Genomic DNA, 15,370 nt, shown 5'->3' on the forward strand with positions numbered 1-15,370 from the left:
CCAGGAGGAGAGCAGACCGTGACCGAGGCCTATATCATCGACACCGTCCGCACGCCGCGCAGCATCGGCAAGGTGGGCAAGGGCGCCCTCTCCACCATGCACCCGGAGCACCTTTCCGCCACCGTCCTCGCCGCGCTGAAGGAGCGCAACCGCTTCGACACCGCCGAGGTGGACGACGTGATCTGGGGCGTCTCCGCCGCGATCGGCCTGCAAGGCGGCGACATCGGCCGCATGGCCGCGCTCGACGCAGGCTACGACGTGAAGGCGGGCGGCGTCACGCTAAACCGCTTCTGCGGCTCCAGCCTGACCGCCACCAGCCTCGCCTCGGCGATGATCCTGTCCGGCATGTCCGACCTCATGATCGCGGGCGGGATGGACATGCTTTCCTATGCCAATGCCCACGGCATGAAGATGCGCGAGGCCGGGGTCGGCAGCGCGGGCATGGGCGCCGGCAATCCGCGTCTCCAGGCCAGGCATCCGCAGACCAACCAGGGCGTCGCCGCCGACGCCATCGCCGCGATGGAAGGCATCACCCGCGCGGAACTGGAAGCGCTCGGGGTCGAGAGCCAGCGCCGCGCCGCCCGCGCCATTGCCGAGGGTCGCTTCGACAAGTCGACGATCACGGTGAAGGACGACGAGGGCAACGTGATCCTCGACCACGAGGAATATCCGCGCCCGGACACGACCATGGAAAGCCTCGCCCAGCTCAAGCCCGCCTTCGAGATGTTCTTCGACATGCCTTCCGCGCCCGGCGGCAAGACCTATCTGGAACTCGTCCACCAGGTCTATCCTGACCTCAAGGTCAAGCCGATCCACCACGCCGGGATTTCCTCGGGCGTCGTCGACGGCGCTTCGGCGATCCTGCTCGCCTCGAAGGACTATGCCGAAAGGCACGGCCTGAAACCTCGCGCCCGCATAGTGGCGATGGCCGAGACCGGCGACTGCCCTACCCTGATGCTCAACGGCCCGGTCCCGGCCGCCAGGAAAGTCCTCGCCAAGGCCGGTCTGACCAAGGACCAGATCGACGTCTGGGAAGTGAACGAAGCCTTCGCCGTCGTCGTCGAGAAGTTCATCCGCGACCTTGACCTCGACCGCGCGAAGGTCAATCCGAACGGTGGCGCGATCGCGCTCGGCCATCCCGTCGGGGGCACCGGAGCCATCCTCATCGGCACCGCGCTCGACGAGCTGGAGCGCAGCGGGGGGCGCTATGCCCTCGTCACCATGTGCGCTGCCGGGGGCATGGCACCCGCCATCGTCATCGAACGCGTGTGAACGCAGTCCAAGGAGTATCGAGTTGGCAACCGAGGTGGAAGACAAGCTGACCGGCAGGCTGGGCGAGGCCCTGAGCGATGGCGAGGTCAGCACGCGGCGGCAGGTCGGCCTGCGCATGACGGTGATCTCCCGCCTCCAGCGCAACAATTTCGACCGCAAGGTGGCCGTCCTCAACGTCACCCGCTCGCAATGGGCGATGATCGCGGTGGTCTCGCGCTATCCGGGTTCGACCCAGCGCACGATCGCCGAATATCTGGAAATGTCGGAAGCCTCGGCAGGTCGCCTGATCGACCGGCTCTGCGCCGAAGGGCTGCTCGAACGCCGCGACCGCGCCGACGACCGCCGCGCCCGCGCCGTCTATCTCACCGAAGCGGCCCGCCCCCTGCTCGACCAGCTCGGCAAGATCGCCGACGAAGGCGAGGAGAAGATGTTTCACGGTTTCTCGGACAGCGAGGTCGAGCAGCTTCGCGATTACATGAACCGGATCTACGACAACGTCAGCCGCGGCTGATCCCGGTCCACGCGCAAAAGAAAAGGGCGGCCCTATGGAGCCGCCCTTTTTCGTTCTTTCGCGAGAGGCTCACTTCGCCGAAGCGATGTCCTTCTTCGACAGCGAGGTGGTGAGCTTGCCGTCCACGGAAGCGAGGCTGGCGGCCGGAACGGTGACGAGGCGGCCGTTGAGGATGACCTGCGGATTGCCGTCGGCCGCAACGCGGTAGATCGGCGCGAGGCGGCCGCCGTTGCCGATGTAGAGCATCTTGCCCGCGGCCAGGTCGAGCGGCGTCGCGGCGGCTTCCGTGACGGCCTGAACCGACTGGCTGGTTTCGGCGAAAGCAGCCGGAACCAGGGCGAACGAGGCAACCGAAGTAGCGGCAGCGAGCGCAACGAACTTCTTCATTTAGGCATCTCCGTATGATCTTTTTGACTTGTCGAAGAAAGCCGTCGCGGCTTTTTCAACTTACTAACCTAGGTTAGGTTTTGTTGAACATATAGTCAATTGCGTTTCGCGCACCCATCATGGAGGTTTACGCAACCATCGCCTCCGCGAAAATCCGTGTCTCCTGCCGGGCGCCAGAACAGCATGGAAGATCGCGGGAGCGTATCGCGCGGCTCCGATCCGGCATGATCGTGCCCGCGATGGCGCGTGCCTTGTCAGCCCTGCCCTTTGCGCTCAAATCGAAAGAGGCCTCGGCAGGCCCGGAAATCCTGCCATGCGAGGTCCGGTGCAAAGACCGATCACAACAAAATCAGGCGGGACAGGCGGAAAATGTCGACAAAGGTGATGCAAGGGGTGCGTGTCCTCGAAGTGGCGCAGTTCACCTTTACCCCCGCGGCCGGGGCGATCCTCGCCGACTGGGGCGCGGACGTCATCAAGATCGAGCACCCGGTGCGCGGGGACACCCAGCGCGGCTTCCTCAACATGGGCGGCGTGCAGCTCGATCCGCTGCGCCACACCCTGTTCGAGCACCCCAACCGCGGCAAGCGCAGCGTCGGCATCGATCTTTCGACCGAGGAAGGCCAGGAACTGCTCTACGAACTGGCGAAGCAGTGCGACGTCTTCCTCACCAACTACCTGCCGCAAGTGCGCCAGAAGAACCGCTTCGACGTCGAGCACATTCGTGCGGCCAATCCGACGATCATCTACGCGCGCGGCAGCGCCTGGGGGAACAAAGGACCCGAGCGCGAAAAGGGCGGCTTCGACGGCACGGCGTTCTGGTCGCGCAGCGGCATTGCCGACTGCATGACCCCGCCCGAACTGCCCGGCCCGCTCTCGCAGGGCATGCCCGCCTTCGGGGACTCGATCGGCGGCATGTTCATCGCCGGCGGCATCTCCGCCGCGCTCTATCACCGCGCGAAGACCGGCGAAGGCACCGAACTCGACGTCTCGCTGATGAGCACGGCCGCCTGGGCCTCCGGCGCCAATATCGCGCAAGTGGTGGAAACCGGCGTAGTCTCGCGCAACGCGATGCCCTCTTCGGGCGGCAGCGCGAAGAACCCCTTCATGGGCAATTTCTGGACCTCGGACGGACGCACGATCAACTTGTGCATGGTCAGCCCGACCGGTCTGATCCGCGACACGTTCGAACATGTCGGCCGCCCCGATGCCGCCGAAGACCCGCGCTTCCAGGATGTCCTCAGCCTGATCCGCAATGCGCAAGCCGCCAGCGACATTCTGGTCGAGGCGTTCGCCAGCAAGCCGTTCGCCTATTGGCGAGAGCATCTGAAGACCCTGAAGGGCCAGTGGGCGCCGATCCTCAACCTGCTCGAACTCTCCGGCGACGAACAGGCATTGGCCAACGACCTGCTCGTGGAAGTCGAGGCGGCAGATGGCGGCGAACCGCTCAAGCTGGTGCGCGGCCCGGTGCAGTGGAACGGCGAGGCGCTGGAAACCACCCGCTCGCCCCAGGCCTCCGAGCACACCGAGATCGTGCTGATGGAACTGGGCGTGGACTGGGACAGGATCGAGGACCTCAAGGCCAGGGGCGCGATTGCCTGAACGCCCTTCGAAATACGCGAACAAGGAATTGAAGATGAAGCCAGGAACCCGTCTCAAGAGCGCGGCCTGCGACACCGAAGTCATGGTGATCCGCAGCGCCGAGGGCACGATCGAATGTGGCGGCGCGCCGATGGGCGAGGCAAAGCCCGCCGATGCGGCGCCGCTCGCCGCCGACTTCGCGGCGGGCACGCTGATGGGCAAGCGCTACGTCGATGCCGACGGCAAGTACGAACTGCTCTGCGTAAAGCCCGGCAAGGGATCGCTCGCGGTCGACGGGGTGGCGCTGGTCGTCAAGGACGCCAAACCGCTCCCCGCCTCCGACTGAACTCCGGCACCATCTGGGTATCCGATGAACATCGCTCTCCTTCTCGAAATGGCGGCGGAAGCCGCTCCCGACCGCGTGGCCCTCGTCTGCGAAGGCAAGCGTTGGACATATGGCGACCTGCTGGCCGCCGCCCGGGGGGCCTTCGAGCTGATCCGGCAAAGCGATGCCCAATATGTCGCCTTGCTCGATGAAAGCAGCGAAGCAGCCGTGATCGCGGTGTTCGGCGCGGCGCTGGCGGGCGTCCCCTATTGCCCGCTCAACTACCGCCTGCCCGACGCCGATCTGGCGGCCCTGCTCGGCCGCATCGCCCCGGCCCTCGTGATCGGCGACGAGGAGCGCATTACCCGGATAGCCGGTGGACAGGGCCACACCGTGCTCGCCCGCGAGGATTTCGCGCTCAAGGCGCAGGAAACCGTCCCCGCCGAGGATGCGCGCGAATACGACCCCGGCGAGGGCATCGCGATCCAGCTCTTCACCAGCGGCACGACCGCCGCGCCCAAGGCCGCGATCCTGCGCCACTCGAACCTGCTGGGCTATATCCTCGGCACTGTCGAATTCGGCTCCGCCGATGAAGCCGACGCCGCGCTCGTGGTGGTGCCGCCCTATCACATCGCCGGAATCTCGGCGCTGCTGTCCTCGATCTATGCGCAGCGCACGATCGTCATGCTCCCCGCGTTCTCGCCGGAAGGCTGGCTGGAACTCGTGCACACGGAGCGCGTCTCCAACGCCTTCGTGGTGCCGACGATGCTTTCGCGCATCATCGAGGCGATGGAGCGCATGGAAGCATCCGACGTATCCAGCCTGCGCGCCATCGCCTATGGTGGCGGCAAGATGCCGCTCGAAGTGATCCGCAAGGCCCTGGACCTGTTCCCGCAAGCCGGCTTCACCAATGCCTATGGGCTGACCGAAACCAGCTCCACCGTGGCCCTGCTCGGCCCGGAGGACCACCGCGCGGCGCTGGCCTCCGACGATCCTGCCGTTCGCGCCCGCCTGACCTCGCTCGGCAAGCCGATCCCGACCGTCGAGATCGAGATTCGCGGCGAGAACGGAGAGGTACTCCCGGCCGGTGAGCCCGGCGAGATCTACGTGCGCGGCGAGCAGGTCTCGGGCGAATACAAGGAAAAGAGCGCGCTCGACGCCGAGGGCTGGTTCCCCACCCGCGACGCCGGTTACATGGACGAGCACGGCTACCTGTTCCTCTCCGGCCGCGCCGACGACGTGATCGTGCGCGGCGGCGAGAACATGTCTCCGGGCGAGATCGAGGACGTGCTGCTGACCCACCCCGCCATCGCCGATGCCTGCGCCTGCGCGATCCCCTCGGTGGAATGGGGCGAAACCGTGGGCGTTGCCTTGATCCTGCGCGAAGGCCATGCGGAACCGGCCGAGCCGGACCTCAAGGATCTCGTCCGTGCCCGCCTGCGCTCCTCGCGCGTGCCCGAGAAGATCGTCTTCCTCGCCGAGCTGCCCTACAACGAAATGGGCAAGCTGCTGCGGCGAAAGGTCAAGGATCTCCTTGCTGGCTGAAGCGGAAGCCTCCGGTCCGGCGATCCCGCTGGCGCGCTGGGCCGACCGGCAACTGGAGGCGCTCGCCCGCGACCACGGCCTTCCCCGTCTCGCAGGCGCGACCTTGCTCGGCGAACGCGGTGCCCATGGCGACTACCGCATCGGCGGCCGGATTTCCGCCGGACTGGGCGGCAGCCGCTTGCTCGCGACAAAGGACGGCGGCTGGTTCGCACTGACCCTGATCCGCGAAGACGACCGCGAACTGCTCCCGGCCCTGTTCGGCGACGCGGACCTGGCGATCCACGACAACCACGCCATCGCCGCCGCCGTGCTGCAACACCCGTGCGGCGAACTCGTCGAACGCGGCCGGGCGCTCGGCCTGCCCGTTGCCGGTGCCGACGAAACGCCGGTTTCCGCGCCCATCGAAGTGCTCGAACGCGGGTCCTGTCGGGCGCGCCGCGAAAGCCGCCCGCTCGTCGTGGACCTCTCCGCGATCTGGGCCGGGCCGCTCGTCGGACACCTGCTCTGGCAAGCGGGCATGGAAGTGGTGAAAGTCGAAAGCCGCACCCGCCCCGATCTCATCCGCCGCGACGATCCGGCAACGTTCGACATCATCAACCAAGGCAAGGCGAGCCTGCTGGTCGATTTGACCGATCGCGAGGACAAGCAGCGCCTTGTCGCACTGATCCGGCGCGCCGACGTGGTGATCGAAAGCGCCCGGCCGCGTGCGCTGCGCCATCTCGGGATCGATGCCGATGCCCTGGTGCGCGAGGTGCCGGGCCTTGTCTGGCTCTCGGTCACGGGCCACGGCGCGCGCGGGGAAGCGGCGAACTGGGTCGGCATCGGCAACGACTGCGGCGTTGCGGGCGGCCTGTCCCGTGCCCTCGCGGAAGTGACCGGCGAGATCGGCTATGTCGGGGATGCCATCGCCGACCCGCTCACCGGCATCGTCGGCGCGCGCGAAGTGCTCGGGACGCTGCGCGAAGGCACGGCAAAGCGCATCGGCCTGTCGATGAGCGCGATCACCGCGATGGCCCTCGCCGAAGAGCGCAGCTTCGATGCCGCTTTGTTGGCGCGGGAACTGCGCGCCTGGGGTGACGCCACGGGGTCTTCTTTCCCCGCGATCGCCAGGCGCGAAGTATCGGCCCCGGTCAGCCCCCTCGGTATCGATACCGAACGCTATCTGACGGAGAACGTGGCGTGCTGATCCTCGATGCCGAGATCTACGGCCACGGCCGGGCCGACATGCGCATCGAGCACGGCACCATCACCGCCATCGGCAGCTTGGAACCGCGTCCGGGCGAACCGGTCATCAAGGCGCAGGGCGGCGCGCTCCTTCCCGGCCTTCACGATCATCACCTGCACCTCGCGGCGCTGGCCGTCCGGGAAGCCTCGATCGCCTGCGGGCCGCCGCAAGTCACGGGCCACGACGATCTCGCCGCCGCGCTCACCCGCCCCGGCAGCGATTGGCTGCGCGGCATCGGCTTCTGCGAAAGCGTGCTCGGCGGCACTCTGCCGGATGCGCGGATGCTTGATGCCATCGTCTCCCATCGGCCGCTCCGCATGCAGCATCGCACCGGCCGCATGTGGTTCCTGAACTCGGCGGCGCTCGCCGAACTGCTCAGCCGTGCCGCGCCGCCGCCGGGTCTCGAACGCGAGAACGGAGCCTACACCGGCAGGCTGTTCGACGAGGACCGCTGGTTGCAGCAGGCCCTCGCCGCCACCCCGCCGGACTTCGCCGCGACCAGCCACCGCCTCGCGGCCTGCGGCGTGACCGGGGTGACGGACATGTCGCCCGGCAACGACCCGGATATGGCGCGGCATTTCGCCCGCCAGATCGCCGGCGGCGCGCTCAAGCAGTCGCTTGTCCTGGCCGGGGCACTGTCCCTGGCGGAGGCGCCGCAGGACGGCTGGCGCCTTGGGCCCGCCAAACTCCACCTCCACGAAAACGCCCTGCCCGATTTCGACGAAACCTGCCGCTGGATCGCCCGCGCGCACGAACAGGCGCGCGGCGTCGCGATCCACTGCGTGACCGAGGTCGAGCTGGTCTTCTCGCTGGCACTGCTCGAAGCGGCGGGAACGCGGGAGGGCGACCGTATCGAACATGCCTCGATCGTCCCGCCCGAACTTGCCATCCGCATGGCCGACCTGCGCCTCATGGCCTGCGTACAACCGCATTTCATCGCGGAGCGGGGAGATCGCTATCTCGCCGAGGTCGAAGCGCGCCATCACGCCGACCTCTATCGCCTGCGCAGCCTGCTCGACGCCGGACTGACGCTCGCGGGCGGAAGCGACGCGCCTTACGGCAGCACCGATCCCTGGGCCGCCATGCGCGCCGCGGTCCGGCGCCGAACCCGCGAGGGCGCGGACTTCACGCCGCAGGAAGCGCTGACGCCGGAACAGGCCCTCGCGCTCTATCTCGCCGATCCGCTCGACCTCTCGCGTCAACGCCGCGTAGGCCTGGGCGAACCTGCCGACCTTTGCCTGCTCGACCGCCCATGGCATGAAGCCCGCGAACGGCTCGACAGCCGGGATGTACGGATCGCCGTGGCTTCAGGCCGGGTCATCCACCAGCGCATCGACCAGTCCCCAGTCGAGCGCCTCACGCGCACCGAGGCGGCGACCGCCTAGCACCATCAGCAAAGTCCGCTGGCGTCCGATTCGCCTGCTCAGCGAGACGCAGCCTCCCGCCCCCGGAAGAATGCCCATCGCCAGTTCGGGCAGCTGGAACCACGAGCGCGGTGTCGCGGTGATCCGCCGGGCAAAGGCCGCCAGTTCAAGACCGGAGCCGACGCAGGCGCCGTCGACATGCACTTCCAGACGGTCCGCGCAGCGCACCGCCTCGCGTGCCGGCAGCGTAGCGCAGCGAATCGCATGGGCAGTCGCGGGGTCCGTCGTCGTCCCGAATTCGGAAAGCTCGGCACCGAGACTGAAGGCCCTGCCCTCGCCCCGCAGGATCACCCGCGCGATCGTAGTGTCGGCATTGGCGAGCGCGAAAGCCTCGTGCAGGGCATCGCGCATCGCGCGGTCGATGGCATTGCCCGCTTCCGCGCGGTCCAGCGTCACGGTCAGAACATCGTCCTCGCGCGAGAGGCGGACGCGGCCTGCCGCCGCAGCCGCACCGCAGGACCGCGCGGCGATCCAGCGGCGGTGCGCCTCGCTTCCCTGCAAGGTGGCATAAGCCAGCGACTCCGCGTTCAGGGCCTCTTCGTCCGGCAGATGCGGCAGCAAACGCAGCAGTTGCGTGACGACCCGCGCGGCAAGCGGCTTGGCGGAGATCGAACGGAACAAAGCCTCAGCCGTGAAACGCGGTTCGAGCACGGCATCCAGGCGCGCAGACAGCGGATGATCGCAAGGTCCCAGGCCGATCACCGGCATGGCGGGAAGCGCGGAAAGACCGGCCCCGAACCCGGCCTCTTCCCGGGATAGATCCACGAAGGCCACCGGCACATCCGGAAGGTTGGTCGGATCGGCCAAGTCGCGCAATCGGAAGATCGCATGCTCCGGAATCATCGTGCCCCGCATCGCTTCGGGTCTCTCGCCCATTACCCCTGGAGCATGAACGGACAGTCCTTTCCTGGCCAGCCCGCCGCAGAAAAAACGCTTCCGAACGCATTCCTTTTCCCGAAAAATCGCTGTTTTCCGCCGTTCCGGCCTCGTTCCCGAAGGTCAAAACTCATCGCATGCGCGAAGCCTATTGATGCCTGATCGCCTTGATGATAACCAAGCTTAGCAAAAAACGAATTGGCCTCAGTTTTAAAAAGCCGACTCGCGGAGAGAAGTGAGTTCACCATAACCACCCCTAAGGGAGGAGAGACCTCATGCCTGGAAAGACGACCTCATCGAACAAGGCGAAGATCGCCCGCCGTGTCATCGAAGTGCTGGAGTACTTCGACGATTCCCATCGTGAAGCGACCGTTATGGACATCGTGCGGCGCTACAACCGCCCGCAGTCGAGCACCTCGGAACTGCTGTCGAGCCTCGTCGAACTGGGCCTGCTTCACAAGGATCCGTACTCCCGCGCCTATAGCCTGACGCCGCGCGCCGCCCTGATCGGCACTTCGGGCCAGCCCGAACTGGTTCGCGACGGACGCATCGTGCGCCTGATGGACCGCCTTGTGGCGCAGACCGGGCTTTCGGTCGCGCTCACCTCGATGGTCGGTCTCGACGTGCAGATCGTGAACTGGCGCCACGGCCCCCGCGCCCTCGCCGCCACGCGCGAGCTTGCCGGAGGCATCAAGGAACCGCTGGCCCGCAACGGCGCTGGTTTGCTCATGCTCTCGACCATTGCCCGCCAGCGCTGCGAAGGCATGGTCCGCCGCCTCAATGCCGAAGCGAGCGAACTCGAAAAGTTCCAGTTCTCGGACATGATGGCGCGCGTCGATGCCTGCCGCGATCCGCGCTACGTGTTCGGCCCGGCCGGTTTCGGCAGCGGTGCCGACGCGCTTTCCGGCCTTGTCCCGCGCCAGCCCGAAGGCCACCCGCTGGTCATCAGCGTGATCTACGGCAAGGACGACAAGGTCAATCCGGAGGCCCTGCTCCAGTCGCTGAGCGACGCAATGCGCAAGTGCCTGCCCGATCCGGTCGCCATGCCGGAACCCGAACAGCTTCCGCATGCAGCCTGAATCCGGGGCCTCGATCCGGGCCTGAACGGGTCGCACCGAACAGGTTGGGCCTCGCGAGTTCGCTCGCGAGGCCCTTTTCCTTGCGGCGCTACTTCGTTCCGGCCTGGATCTCGTCCAGCATCGTCTTGGCGAGCTTGAGGAAATTCACGGTGTCCGCCTGCGCCGAAGGCACGGCCCGGCGGAAGGTCGCAAAGCCGTGGATCAGGCCGCGACCCTCGTAATATGTGGTCGGCACGCCCGCTTCCACGAGCTTCGCCGCATAGGCCCGTCCCTGATCGCGCAAGGGATCGAGACCCGCCGTCACCAGCACCGTCGGCGGCAAGCCCGCAAGATCGCCGAGGATAGGCGACGTGCGCAGGCTTTGCGGATCGGCCTTGTAGTGCTGACGGAACAGCGCGGTCATGCTGTCATCCAGACCGTAGCCATTGCCGAACTGCTTCATGGAGGGATAGTCGCGGGTAAAGTCCGTCGCCGGATAGATCGGCACCTGCATGATGACCGGCACCGCCGCCGGCTTGTCACGCAAGGCCGCCGCGGCGATCAGCGCGAGGTTGCCGCCGGCACTGTCTCCGCTGAGCACGAGGCCGGTAACTTCGCGGCCCAGAATCTTGCCGTTGGCGGCGACCCAGCGCGCGGCGGCCTCGCCGTCGTCGGGAGCGGCGGGCCAGGGATGTTCCGGTGCAAGCCGGTACTCGACCGAGACCACCGGGAGATCGAGCTGACGGGAAATCTCGGCGGCCAGAGCCGCGTGGGTATCGATGCTGCCGAGCACATAGCCACCGCCGTGGTAATAGACGACGACCGGCCCCGGTCCACGATCCGTCCGGCTATCGAACAGACGCAGCGCGATCGGCCCGGCCTCGCCCCCCGGCATAGTGAGATCCTTCACCACGGCGATATTGCCGATCGGCAGGTCTCGCGAAGGCATGGCGGAAGGCGGCAGCTTGCGGATCTGGGCAATGACCTCGGCCGTCAGCGCCGGCATCGGCTGGGCATTGGAGGCCTTGAGATAGGCGGCCACGTCCGGGCGAACGTAAGGGGTGCCGGCGGAATCCTGCCTTGCGGTCGAGACCGCCGGAGCGGCGTCCTTGGCCGCAAGCCCTGTCGGTACGGCCAGTACCAGCAAAGCACCCAGCCCCGGTGCCAGATAGGCGAAAGTCGAAGCGCGTTTCTTCGTATCGATCACGAACTGCATCCTGTCCTCCCTGTTTTGAAGGAGCTTTGTACTGGCGCAGTTCAACCTTTGCGAGCGGAAGACGTGAAAGCGTCCTCAGCCCGGATCAATAAACGCCCCCCTGTTGTTCGGCAAAGTCCTGCACGTCTCCGGCCTTGGCCGCAGCGGCAGCCTGACGCGCCTCCTGCACGCCGCGAATCTGCGCGACGAGCGCGTCGCGGCGACGGGCGAACTCGTCTTCCGGCGAATACTGGCGCGGTTCGGTGTCGGGCTTGAAGGCTTCCCAGATCACCGCGGCCTTGGGGTCGTTGCCCGGCTCCGCGCCCATGACCTGCTTGCCGCTGACCCGGTCGATCCGGACCATGCGGATACCTGCAGGCGCGACGAAGGGCTGCGTGCCCCAGCGCTCCCTGGTGGCCTGGACCACCTGCTTGAAGATCGGCGCGGAAATGCGGCCGCCCTGGGCATAGCCGCCCAGCGAACGCGGCGTATCATAACCGAGGTAGACACCGCCCACATAGTCCTGCGTACCGCCGACGAACCAGACGTCGGTCGGGCCGTTGGTCGTGCCGGTCTTGCCGAACATCGGAATGCCGAGATCGCGCAGGACGACGGCGGTGCCGCGCGTCACCACGCCTTCAAGCATGTGCACGACCTGGTAGGCCGTGCCCGAATCGATCACCTGCTTGCCCCGCCGCTGGATGCGCGGCATCGGCTTGCCGTCCCACTCGGGCGTGTTGCAGGTGTCGCAGCGACGGTTGTCCGACTTCCAGATGATCTTGCCGTTACGATCCTGGACATAGTCGATCGGCGAGGAGGCGAACTGCACGCCGTTGTTGGCCAGCGCCGAATAGGCGTTCACCATCCGCGAGACCGTGGTCTCGCCCGCGCCGAGCGCGAAGGAGAGGTAGGGCTTGTAGTCGCCGATGCCGACCGTCTTGAAGGTCTTCACCACTCGGTTCATGCCGGTGTCGTTGGCGATGCGCACGGTCATCAGGTTGCGCGACTGTTCGAGGCCCCAGCGCATCGTATGGCTGCCGGAGCCGCCCTCGCCGCCGAAGTTGCGGAAGCACTTGTTGCCCAGCGCGCCGCCTTGATAGACGCAGAAGGTGCCGTCCAGCACCTGCGTCGCCGGGGTCATGCCGTATTGCAGGCCGGTGGCGTAGACGAAGGGCTTGATCGTGGAGCCGGGCTGGCGCTCGGCCTGAACCGCACGGTTGAAGGAATCGAGCCCGGAATCGAACCCGCCCTGCATCGCCATGATGCGGCCGGTGCCGGGCTGCTCGATGACCATGCCGCCCGAGACCTCGGGGATCGTGCGCACCGCGTAAGTGCCGGAGGAAACCGGCGCGACCGCCACGAGATCGCCCACTTTCGCAAGATCGGAAATGTTGGTCAGTGCGGAGATGTTGCCGTCGGCAAAGCCGATCCGCCCGGTCGAGCCGCTGCGGTCGATAATCACGCCGACGCGCCAGTCCTTGTAGTCGATCGTCTTGTTGGAGACGATCAGCTGGGACTGCCAAGTGCTCATGTCGTCGATATGGGCGATCGGCCGCGACCAGGCGCGGGCGCCCTGATAGCGCAGCAGCCCCGCGCGCAAGGCGTCGCGCACGGCGTCCTGCATCTGGTAATCGAGCGAGGTGCGCACCCAGAGGCCGCCCGCATAGACGCTGTTCGGGCCGTCCTCAGCCTTCTCGCCGTACTGGTCGATCAGGCGGCGGCGTACTTCCTCGATGAAATAGCCGTTGCCGGTGGGGTAAGTCTCCACACGGCGGGCGATCAGGCCGAGCGGCTGCGCCTTGGCGGTATCGGCATCGGCGCGGCTGGCCCAGCCGTTCGTCACCATCTGGTCGAGCACCCAGTTGCGGCGCTCGATCGCCATGTCCTCGTACTGCTTGCGGCCGTAGCGCTCGGGCGCCTTCGGCAGGATCGCCAGGAACGCCGCCTCGTGAAGCTGGAGCTGGTCGACGTCCTTGCCGAAATAGGCACGCGCCGCCGCCTGCACGCCGAAGCTCTGGCGGCCGAGCGGAATCTCGTTGAGGTAGAGTTCGAGGATCTGCTGCTTGTTCAGCACGCTCTCGATGCGGCGGGCGACCACCATTTCCTTAAGCTTGCGGGTGACCGAATATTCGTCGCCGATCAGGATGTTCTTGGCCACCTGCTGGGTGATCGTCGAACCACCCCGCGCGCGGCTGCCGGTGCCCAGCTTCGAGGCATAGTCGATTACCGCGGCCCCCAGCCCGGTGACGTCGACGCCGCCGTGGGTCCAGAACGTCTTGTCCTCGGCAGAGAGGAAGGCATCGACCAGCGGCTTGGGGAAATCGACATAGCGAAGCTGCACGCGGCGCTCGCGCGCATAGCTGTAGACGATCGCGCCGTCGACGCCGCGCACCATGGTCGGCAGCGGCGGCTGGTATTCGAGCAGCTTGTTCGCGTCCGGCAGATCGTGCGTGAAGGCGATGTAGAGCCCGCCCAGCGCGACGAGGCCGACCCCGCCGACATACGTGAAACGCCGCAGCCACTTGCGTTCGCGCCAGGCTCCGCCGAGCGCGGCGAAGGGGCGGGCAAAGCGCGAACCGGCGCCGCGATGGATGCGATAATGGGCGTCCTCGGGCGGCTGCTCGGCGCCGTTGTCGATGATCTCGTCGGTCATTTCGACTGCCCTCTAGAGCATTTTCGGGTCAGGTGGAAACACCGAGCGTCCGGAAAATGCGGCAACAACAGATTAATCGGAGACTGAGCCGCTCCGGTCGAACGCCTCACGCCCTAGCACGCCCTTTTCCGGCAAGGCCAGACGCCCGGCACTCTTTTCGTCGCAGCGCTGGCTCTGCCAGCAGTTCCGTTTCACGCCCCGCCCTTGCGCGCGAAATAGGCACGGATGGCGCGGGCGGCGGCGTCGGCCAGCGCCTGCTGCCCCTTGCGCGAACCAAGCAGTTCGGCGTCCGCCGGGTTGTTGATATAGCCGGTCTCGAACAGGATCGAGGGAATGTCCGGGGCCTTGAGCACGGCAAGCGCGGCGGTCTGCACCTCGTCGCGGTGCAGGCCGAGTCCGGCGCCGCGCATCTCGCGCAGGACCAGTTCGCCCACTTGCGTCGATCCCGATTGCGTCCCCCGCTGCGAAAGATCGAGCAGGATCGCGCCGACCGTCTGGCTGGTCTGCGCCAGCGCCACGCCGTTGACCCGCCCGGCCTGGTTCTCGCGCGCGGCGAAACGCTCGGCCGCCTCGCTGGATCCCTTCTCGGAGAGGACATAGACGCTGGCACCCCGCGCGGAATCGGCGTCGGCGCTGTCGGCGTGGATCGACACGAAGAGATCGGCGCCCAGACGGCGCGCGATGTCCGGCCGATCCGGCAGGGCGATGAAGCGGTCGGCATCGCGGGTCATCGCCACGCGGATACCGCCGCCTTCGAGCAGGCGATTGCGCAAGGCGGTGGCGATCCGCAGCGCCACGGTCTTTTCCTTGAGATCGCCCTGCCCGGCACCGGGATCGAAGCCGCCGTGCCCGGCATCGATCACCACGAGCGGACGGCTGGCGTCGGGCGGTCCGTCCACGCGCGGCAGATCGACCGGCATGTTGCCGTCCGGCAGGTCGAAGCGGACGACGTAATCGAGAGCGCGGGGCGAAAGGACGAAACGCGGCCAGAGCACCCACAACGCGATCACCAGCGCCAGAGGCGCCGACAGGATCATGGCGAGCTGGACGGGGCGCGACATCGCTTCTGCCTAGGATTGCCCCGCCCGCCCCGCAATCCCGCTGGCACGCGCTTTTCCCCCGATTTCACGCGACTGCCCGCAATTCCGAAGGCGATATGACACACAGTTCGGCAATGAACTTGCCGTACAGTGTCTTGGATGCTAGGCCGTTCCGACCCGGGCCAAACAAGCTCCGGTCCTCGCAATCCGGAAAGACGCCTCTCGAATGGTGCCGGGCAGGATCGGTCGAGCCAGTCCCGGTCGTCAAAAACCGGAAAATT

Annotated in this window: 13 protein-coding genes; 8 read left to right on the forward strand and 5 right to left on the reverse strand. The window is 66.9% G+C overall.

Going from position 1 to position 15,370, the window contains the following annotated elements; translation table 11 throughout:
* Positions 1-18 precede the first annotated feature (18 nt).
* Both V7066_RS09610 and V7066_RS09615 read left to right on the forward strand, forming a co-directional pair.
* Positions 19-1,272, forward strand: coding sequence for an acetyl-CoA C-acetyltransferase (locus V7066_RS09610; RefSeq protein ID WP_334182823.1), 1,254 nt, complete (start codon positions 19-21; stop codon positions 1,270-1,272).
* Between the two features lie 22 nt (positions 1,273-1,294).
* Positions 1,295-1,783, forward strand: a complete 489-nt coding sequence (locus V7066_RS09615; RefSeq protein ID WP_334182824.1) for a MarR family winged helix-turn-helix transcriptional regulator — start codon at positions 1,295-1,297, stop codon at positions 1,781-1,783.
* Positions 1,784-1,852: 69 nt separating this feature from the next.
* Here the strand turns inward: V7066_RS09615 and V7066_RS09620 are convergent, their stop codons facing one another.
* The gene (locus V7066_RS09620) at positions 1,853-2,170 is read right to left on the reverse strand and encodes a hypothetical protein (RefSeq protein ID WP_334182825.1); all 318 of its coding nucleotides are present in this window, start codon (positions 2,168-2,170) and stop codon (positions 1,853-1,855) included.
* Between the two features lie 369 nt (positions 2,171-2,539).
* Here V7066_RS09620 and V7066_RS09625 point away from each other — a divergent pair, with 369 nt between their 5' ends.
* The 5 genes from V7066_RS09625 to V7066_RS09645 are packed head-to-tail and all read left to right on the forward strand — an operon-like array spanning position 2,540 to position 8,228.
* Positions 2,540-3,769, forward strand: coding sequence for a CaiB/BaiF CoA transferase family protein (locus V7066_RS09625; protein WP_334182826.1), 1,230 nt, complete (start codon positions 2,540-2,542; stop codon positions 3,767-3,769).
* Positions 3,770-3,803: 34 nt separating this feature from the next.
* Positions 3,804-4,094, forward strand: a complete 291-nt coding sequence (locus V7066_RS09630; protein WP_334182827.1) for a hypothetical protein — start codon at positions 3,804-3,806, stop codon at positions 4,092-4,094.
* 24 nt (positions 4,095-4,118) lie between these two features.
* Positions 4,119-5,618, forward strand: coding sequence for a class I adenylate-forming enzyme family protein (locus V7066_RS09635; RefSeq protein WP_334182828.1), 1,500 nt, complete (start codon positions 4,119-4,121; stop codon positions 5,616-5,618).
* Positions 5,608-6,804: a CoA transferase gene (locus V7066_RS09640; RefSeq protein WP_334182829.1), complete on the forward strand. Its 1,197-nt coding sequence runs from the start codon at positions 5,608-5,610 to the stop codon at positions 6,802-6,804. Before V7066_RS09635 ends, V7066_RS09640 begins: the two co-directional genes overlap by 11 nt.
* Positions 6,798-8,228, forward strand: a complete 1,431-nt coding sequence (locus tag V7066_RS09645) for an amidohydrolase family protein (RefSeq protein WP_334182830.1) — start codon at positions 6,798-6,800, stop codon at positions 8,226-8,228. The genes V7066_RS09640 and V7066_RS09645 overlap by 7 nt, the downstream gene beginning before the upstream one ends.
* Here V7066_RS09645 and V7066_RS09650 read toward each other — a convergent pair.
* Positions 8,151-9,143 (reverse strand): enoyl-CoA hydratase/isomerase family protein, encoded by a 993-nt coding sequence (locus V7066_RS09650; protein ID WP_334182831.1) that lies wholly within the window; start codon positions 9,141-9,143, stop codon positions 8,151-8,153. The genes V7066_RS09645 and V7066_RS09650 overlap by 78 nt on opposite strands.
* A 275-nt stretch (positions 9,144-9,418) precedes the next feature.
* Between V7066_RS09650 and V7066_RS09655 the strand changes: the two genes are divergently transcribed.
* Positions 9,419-10,222 carry a helix-turn-helix domain-containing protein gene (locus tag V7066_RS09655; protein ID WP_334182832.1) on the forward strand — a complete coding sequence of 268 codons (804 nt, stop codon included), beginning with the start codon at positions 9,419-9,421 and terminating at the stop codon, positions 10,220-10,222.
* A gap of 88 nt (positions 10,223-10,310) precedes the next feature.
* Here the strand turns inward: V7066_RS09655 and V7066_RS09660 are convergent, their stop codons facing one another.
* The 3 genes from V7066_RS09660 to V7066_RS09670 form a co-directional block, all read right to left on the reverse strand.
* The gene (locus V7066_RS09660) at positions 10,311-11,417 is read right to left on the reverse strand and encodes an alpha/beta hydrolase (RefSeq protein WP_334182833.1); all 1,107 of its coding nucleotides are present in this window, start codon (positions 11,415-11,417) and stop codon (positions 10,311-10,313) included.
* A gap of 85 nt (positions 11,418-11,502) precedes the next feature.
* Entirely contained in the window at positions 11,503-14,049 is a 2,547-nt protein-coding gene (locus tag V7066_RS09665; RefSeq protein WP_334182834.1) for a penicillin-binding protein 1A, read from the reverse strand.
* Positions 14,050-14,240: 191 nt separating this feature from the next.
* On the reverse strand, positions 14,241-15,110 hold the full coding sequence (locus tag V7066_RS09670; protein ID WP_334182835.1) for an N-acetylmuramoyl-L-alanine amidase family protein: 870 nt from the start codon (positions 15,108-15,110) through the stop codon (positions 14,241-14,243).
* Positions 15,111-15,370 lie beyond the last annotated feature (260 nt).

The organism is Novosphingobium sp. (assembly GCF_036820275.1).
Lineage (GTDB): Bacteria > Pseudomonadota > Alphaproteobacteria > Sphingomonadales > Sphingomonadaceae > Novosphingobium.

Bases quoted from the DNA above. Each gene is read 5' to 3' on its own strand.
- V7066_RS09620 (WP_334182825.1), bottom strand. From the start codon at position 2,170: ATGAAGAAGTTCGTTGCGCTCGCTGCCGCTACTTCGGTTGCCTCGTTC.
- V7066_RS09625 (WP_334182826.1), top strand. From the start codon at position 2,540: ATGTCGACAAAGGTGATGCAAGGGGTGCGTGTCCTCGAAGTGGCGCAG.
- V7066_RS09630 (WP_334182827.1), top strand. From the start codon at position 3,804: ATGAAGCCAGGAACCCGTCTCAAGAGCGCGGCCTGCGACACCGAAGTC.
- V7066_RS09635 (WP_334182828.1), top strand. From the start codon at position 4,119: ATGAACATCGCTCTCCTTCTCGAAATGGCGGCGGAAGCCGCTCCCGAC.
- V7066_RS09650 (WP_334182831.1), bottom strand. From the start codon at position 9,143: ATGGGCGAGAGACCCGAAGCGATGCGGGGCACGATGATTCCGGAGCAT.
- V7066_RS09655 (WP_334182832.1), top strand. From the start codon at position 9,419: ATGCCTGGAAAGACGACCTCATCGAACAAGGCGAAGATCGCCCGCCGT.
- V7066_RS09660 (WP_334182833.1), bottom strand. From the start codon at position 11,417: ATGCAGTTCGTGATCGATACGAAGAAACGCGCTTCGACTTTCGCCTAT.
- V7066_RS09665 (WP_334182834.1), bottom strand. From the start codon at position 14,049: ATGACCGACGAGATCATCGACAACGGCGCCGAGCAGCCGCCCGAGGAC.
- V7066_RS09670 (WP_334182835.1), bottom strand. From the start codon at position 15,110: ATGTCGCGCCCCGTCCAGCTCGCCATGATCCTGTCGGCGCCTCTGGCG.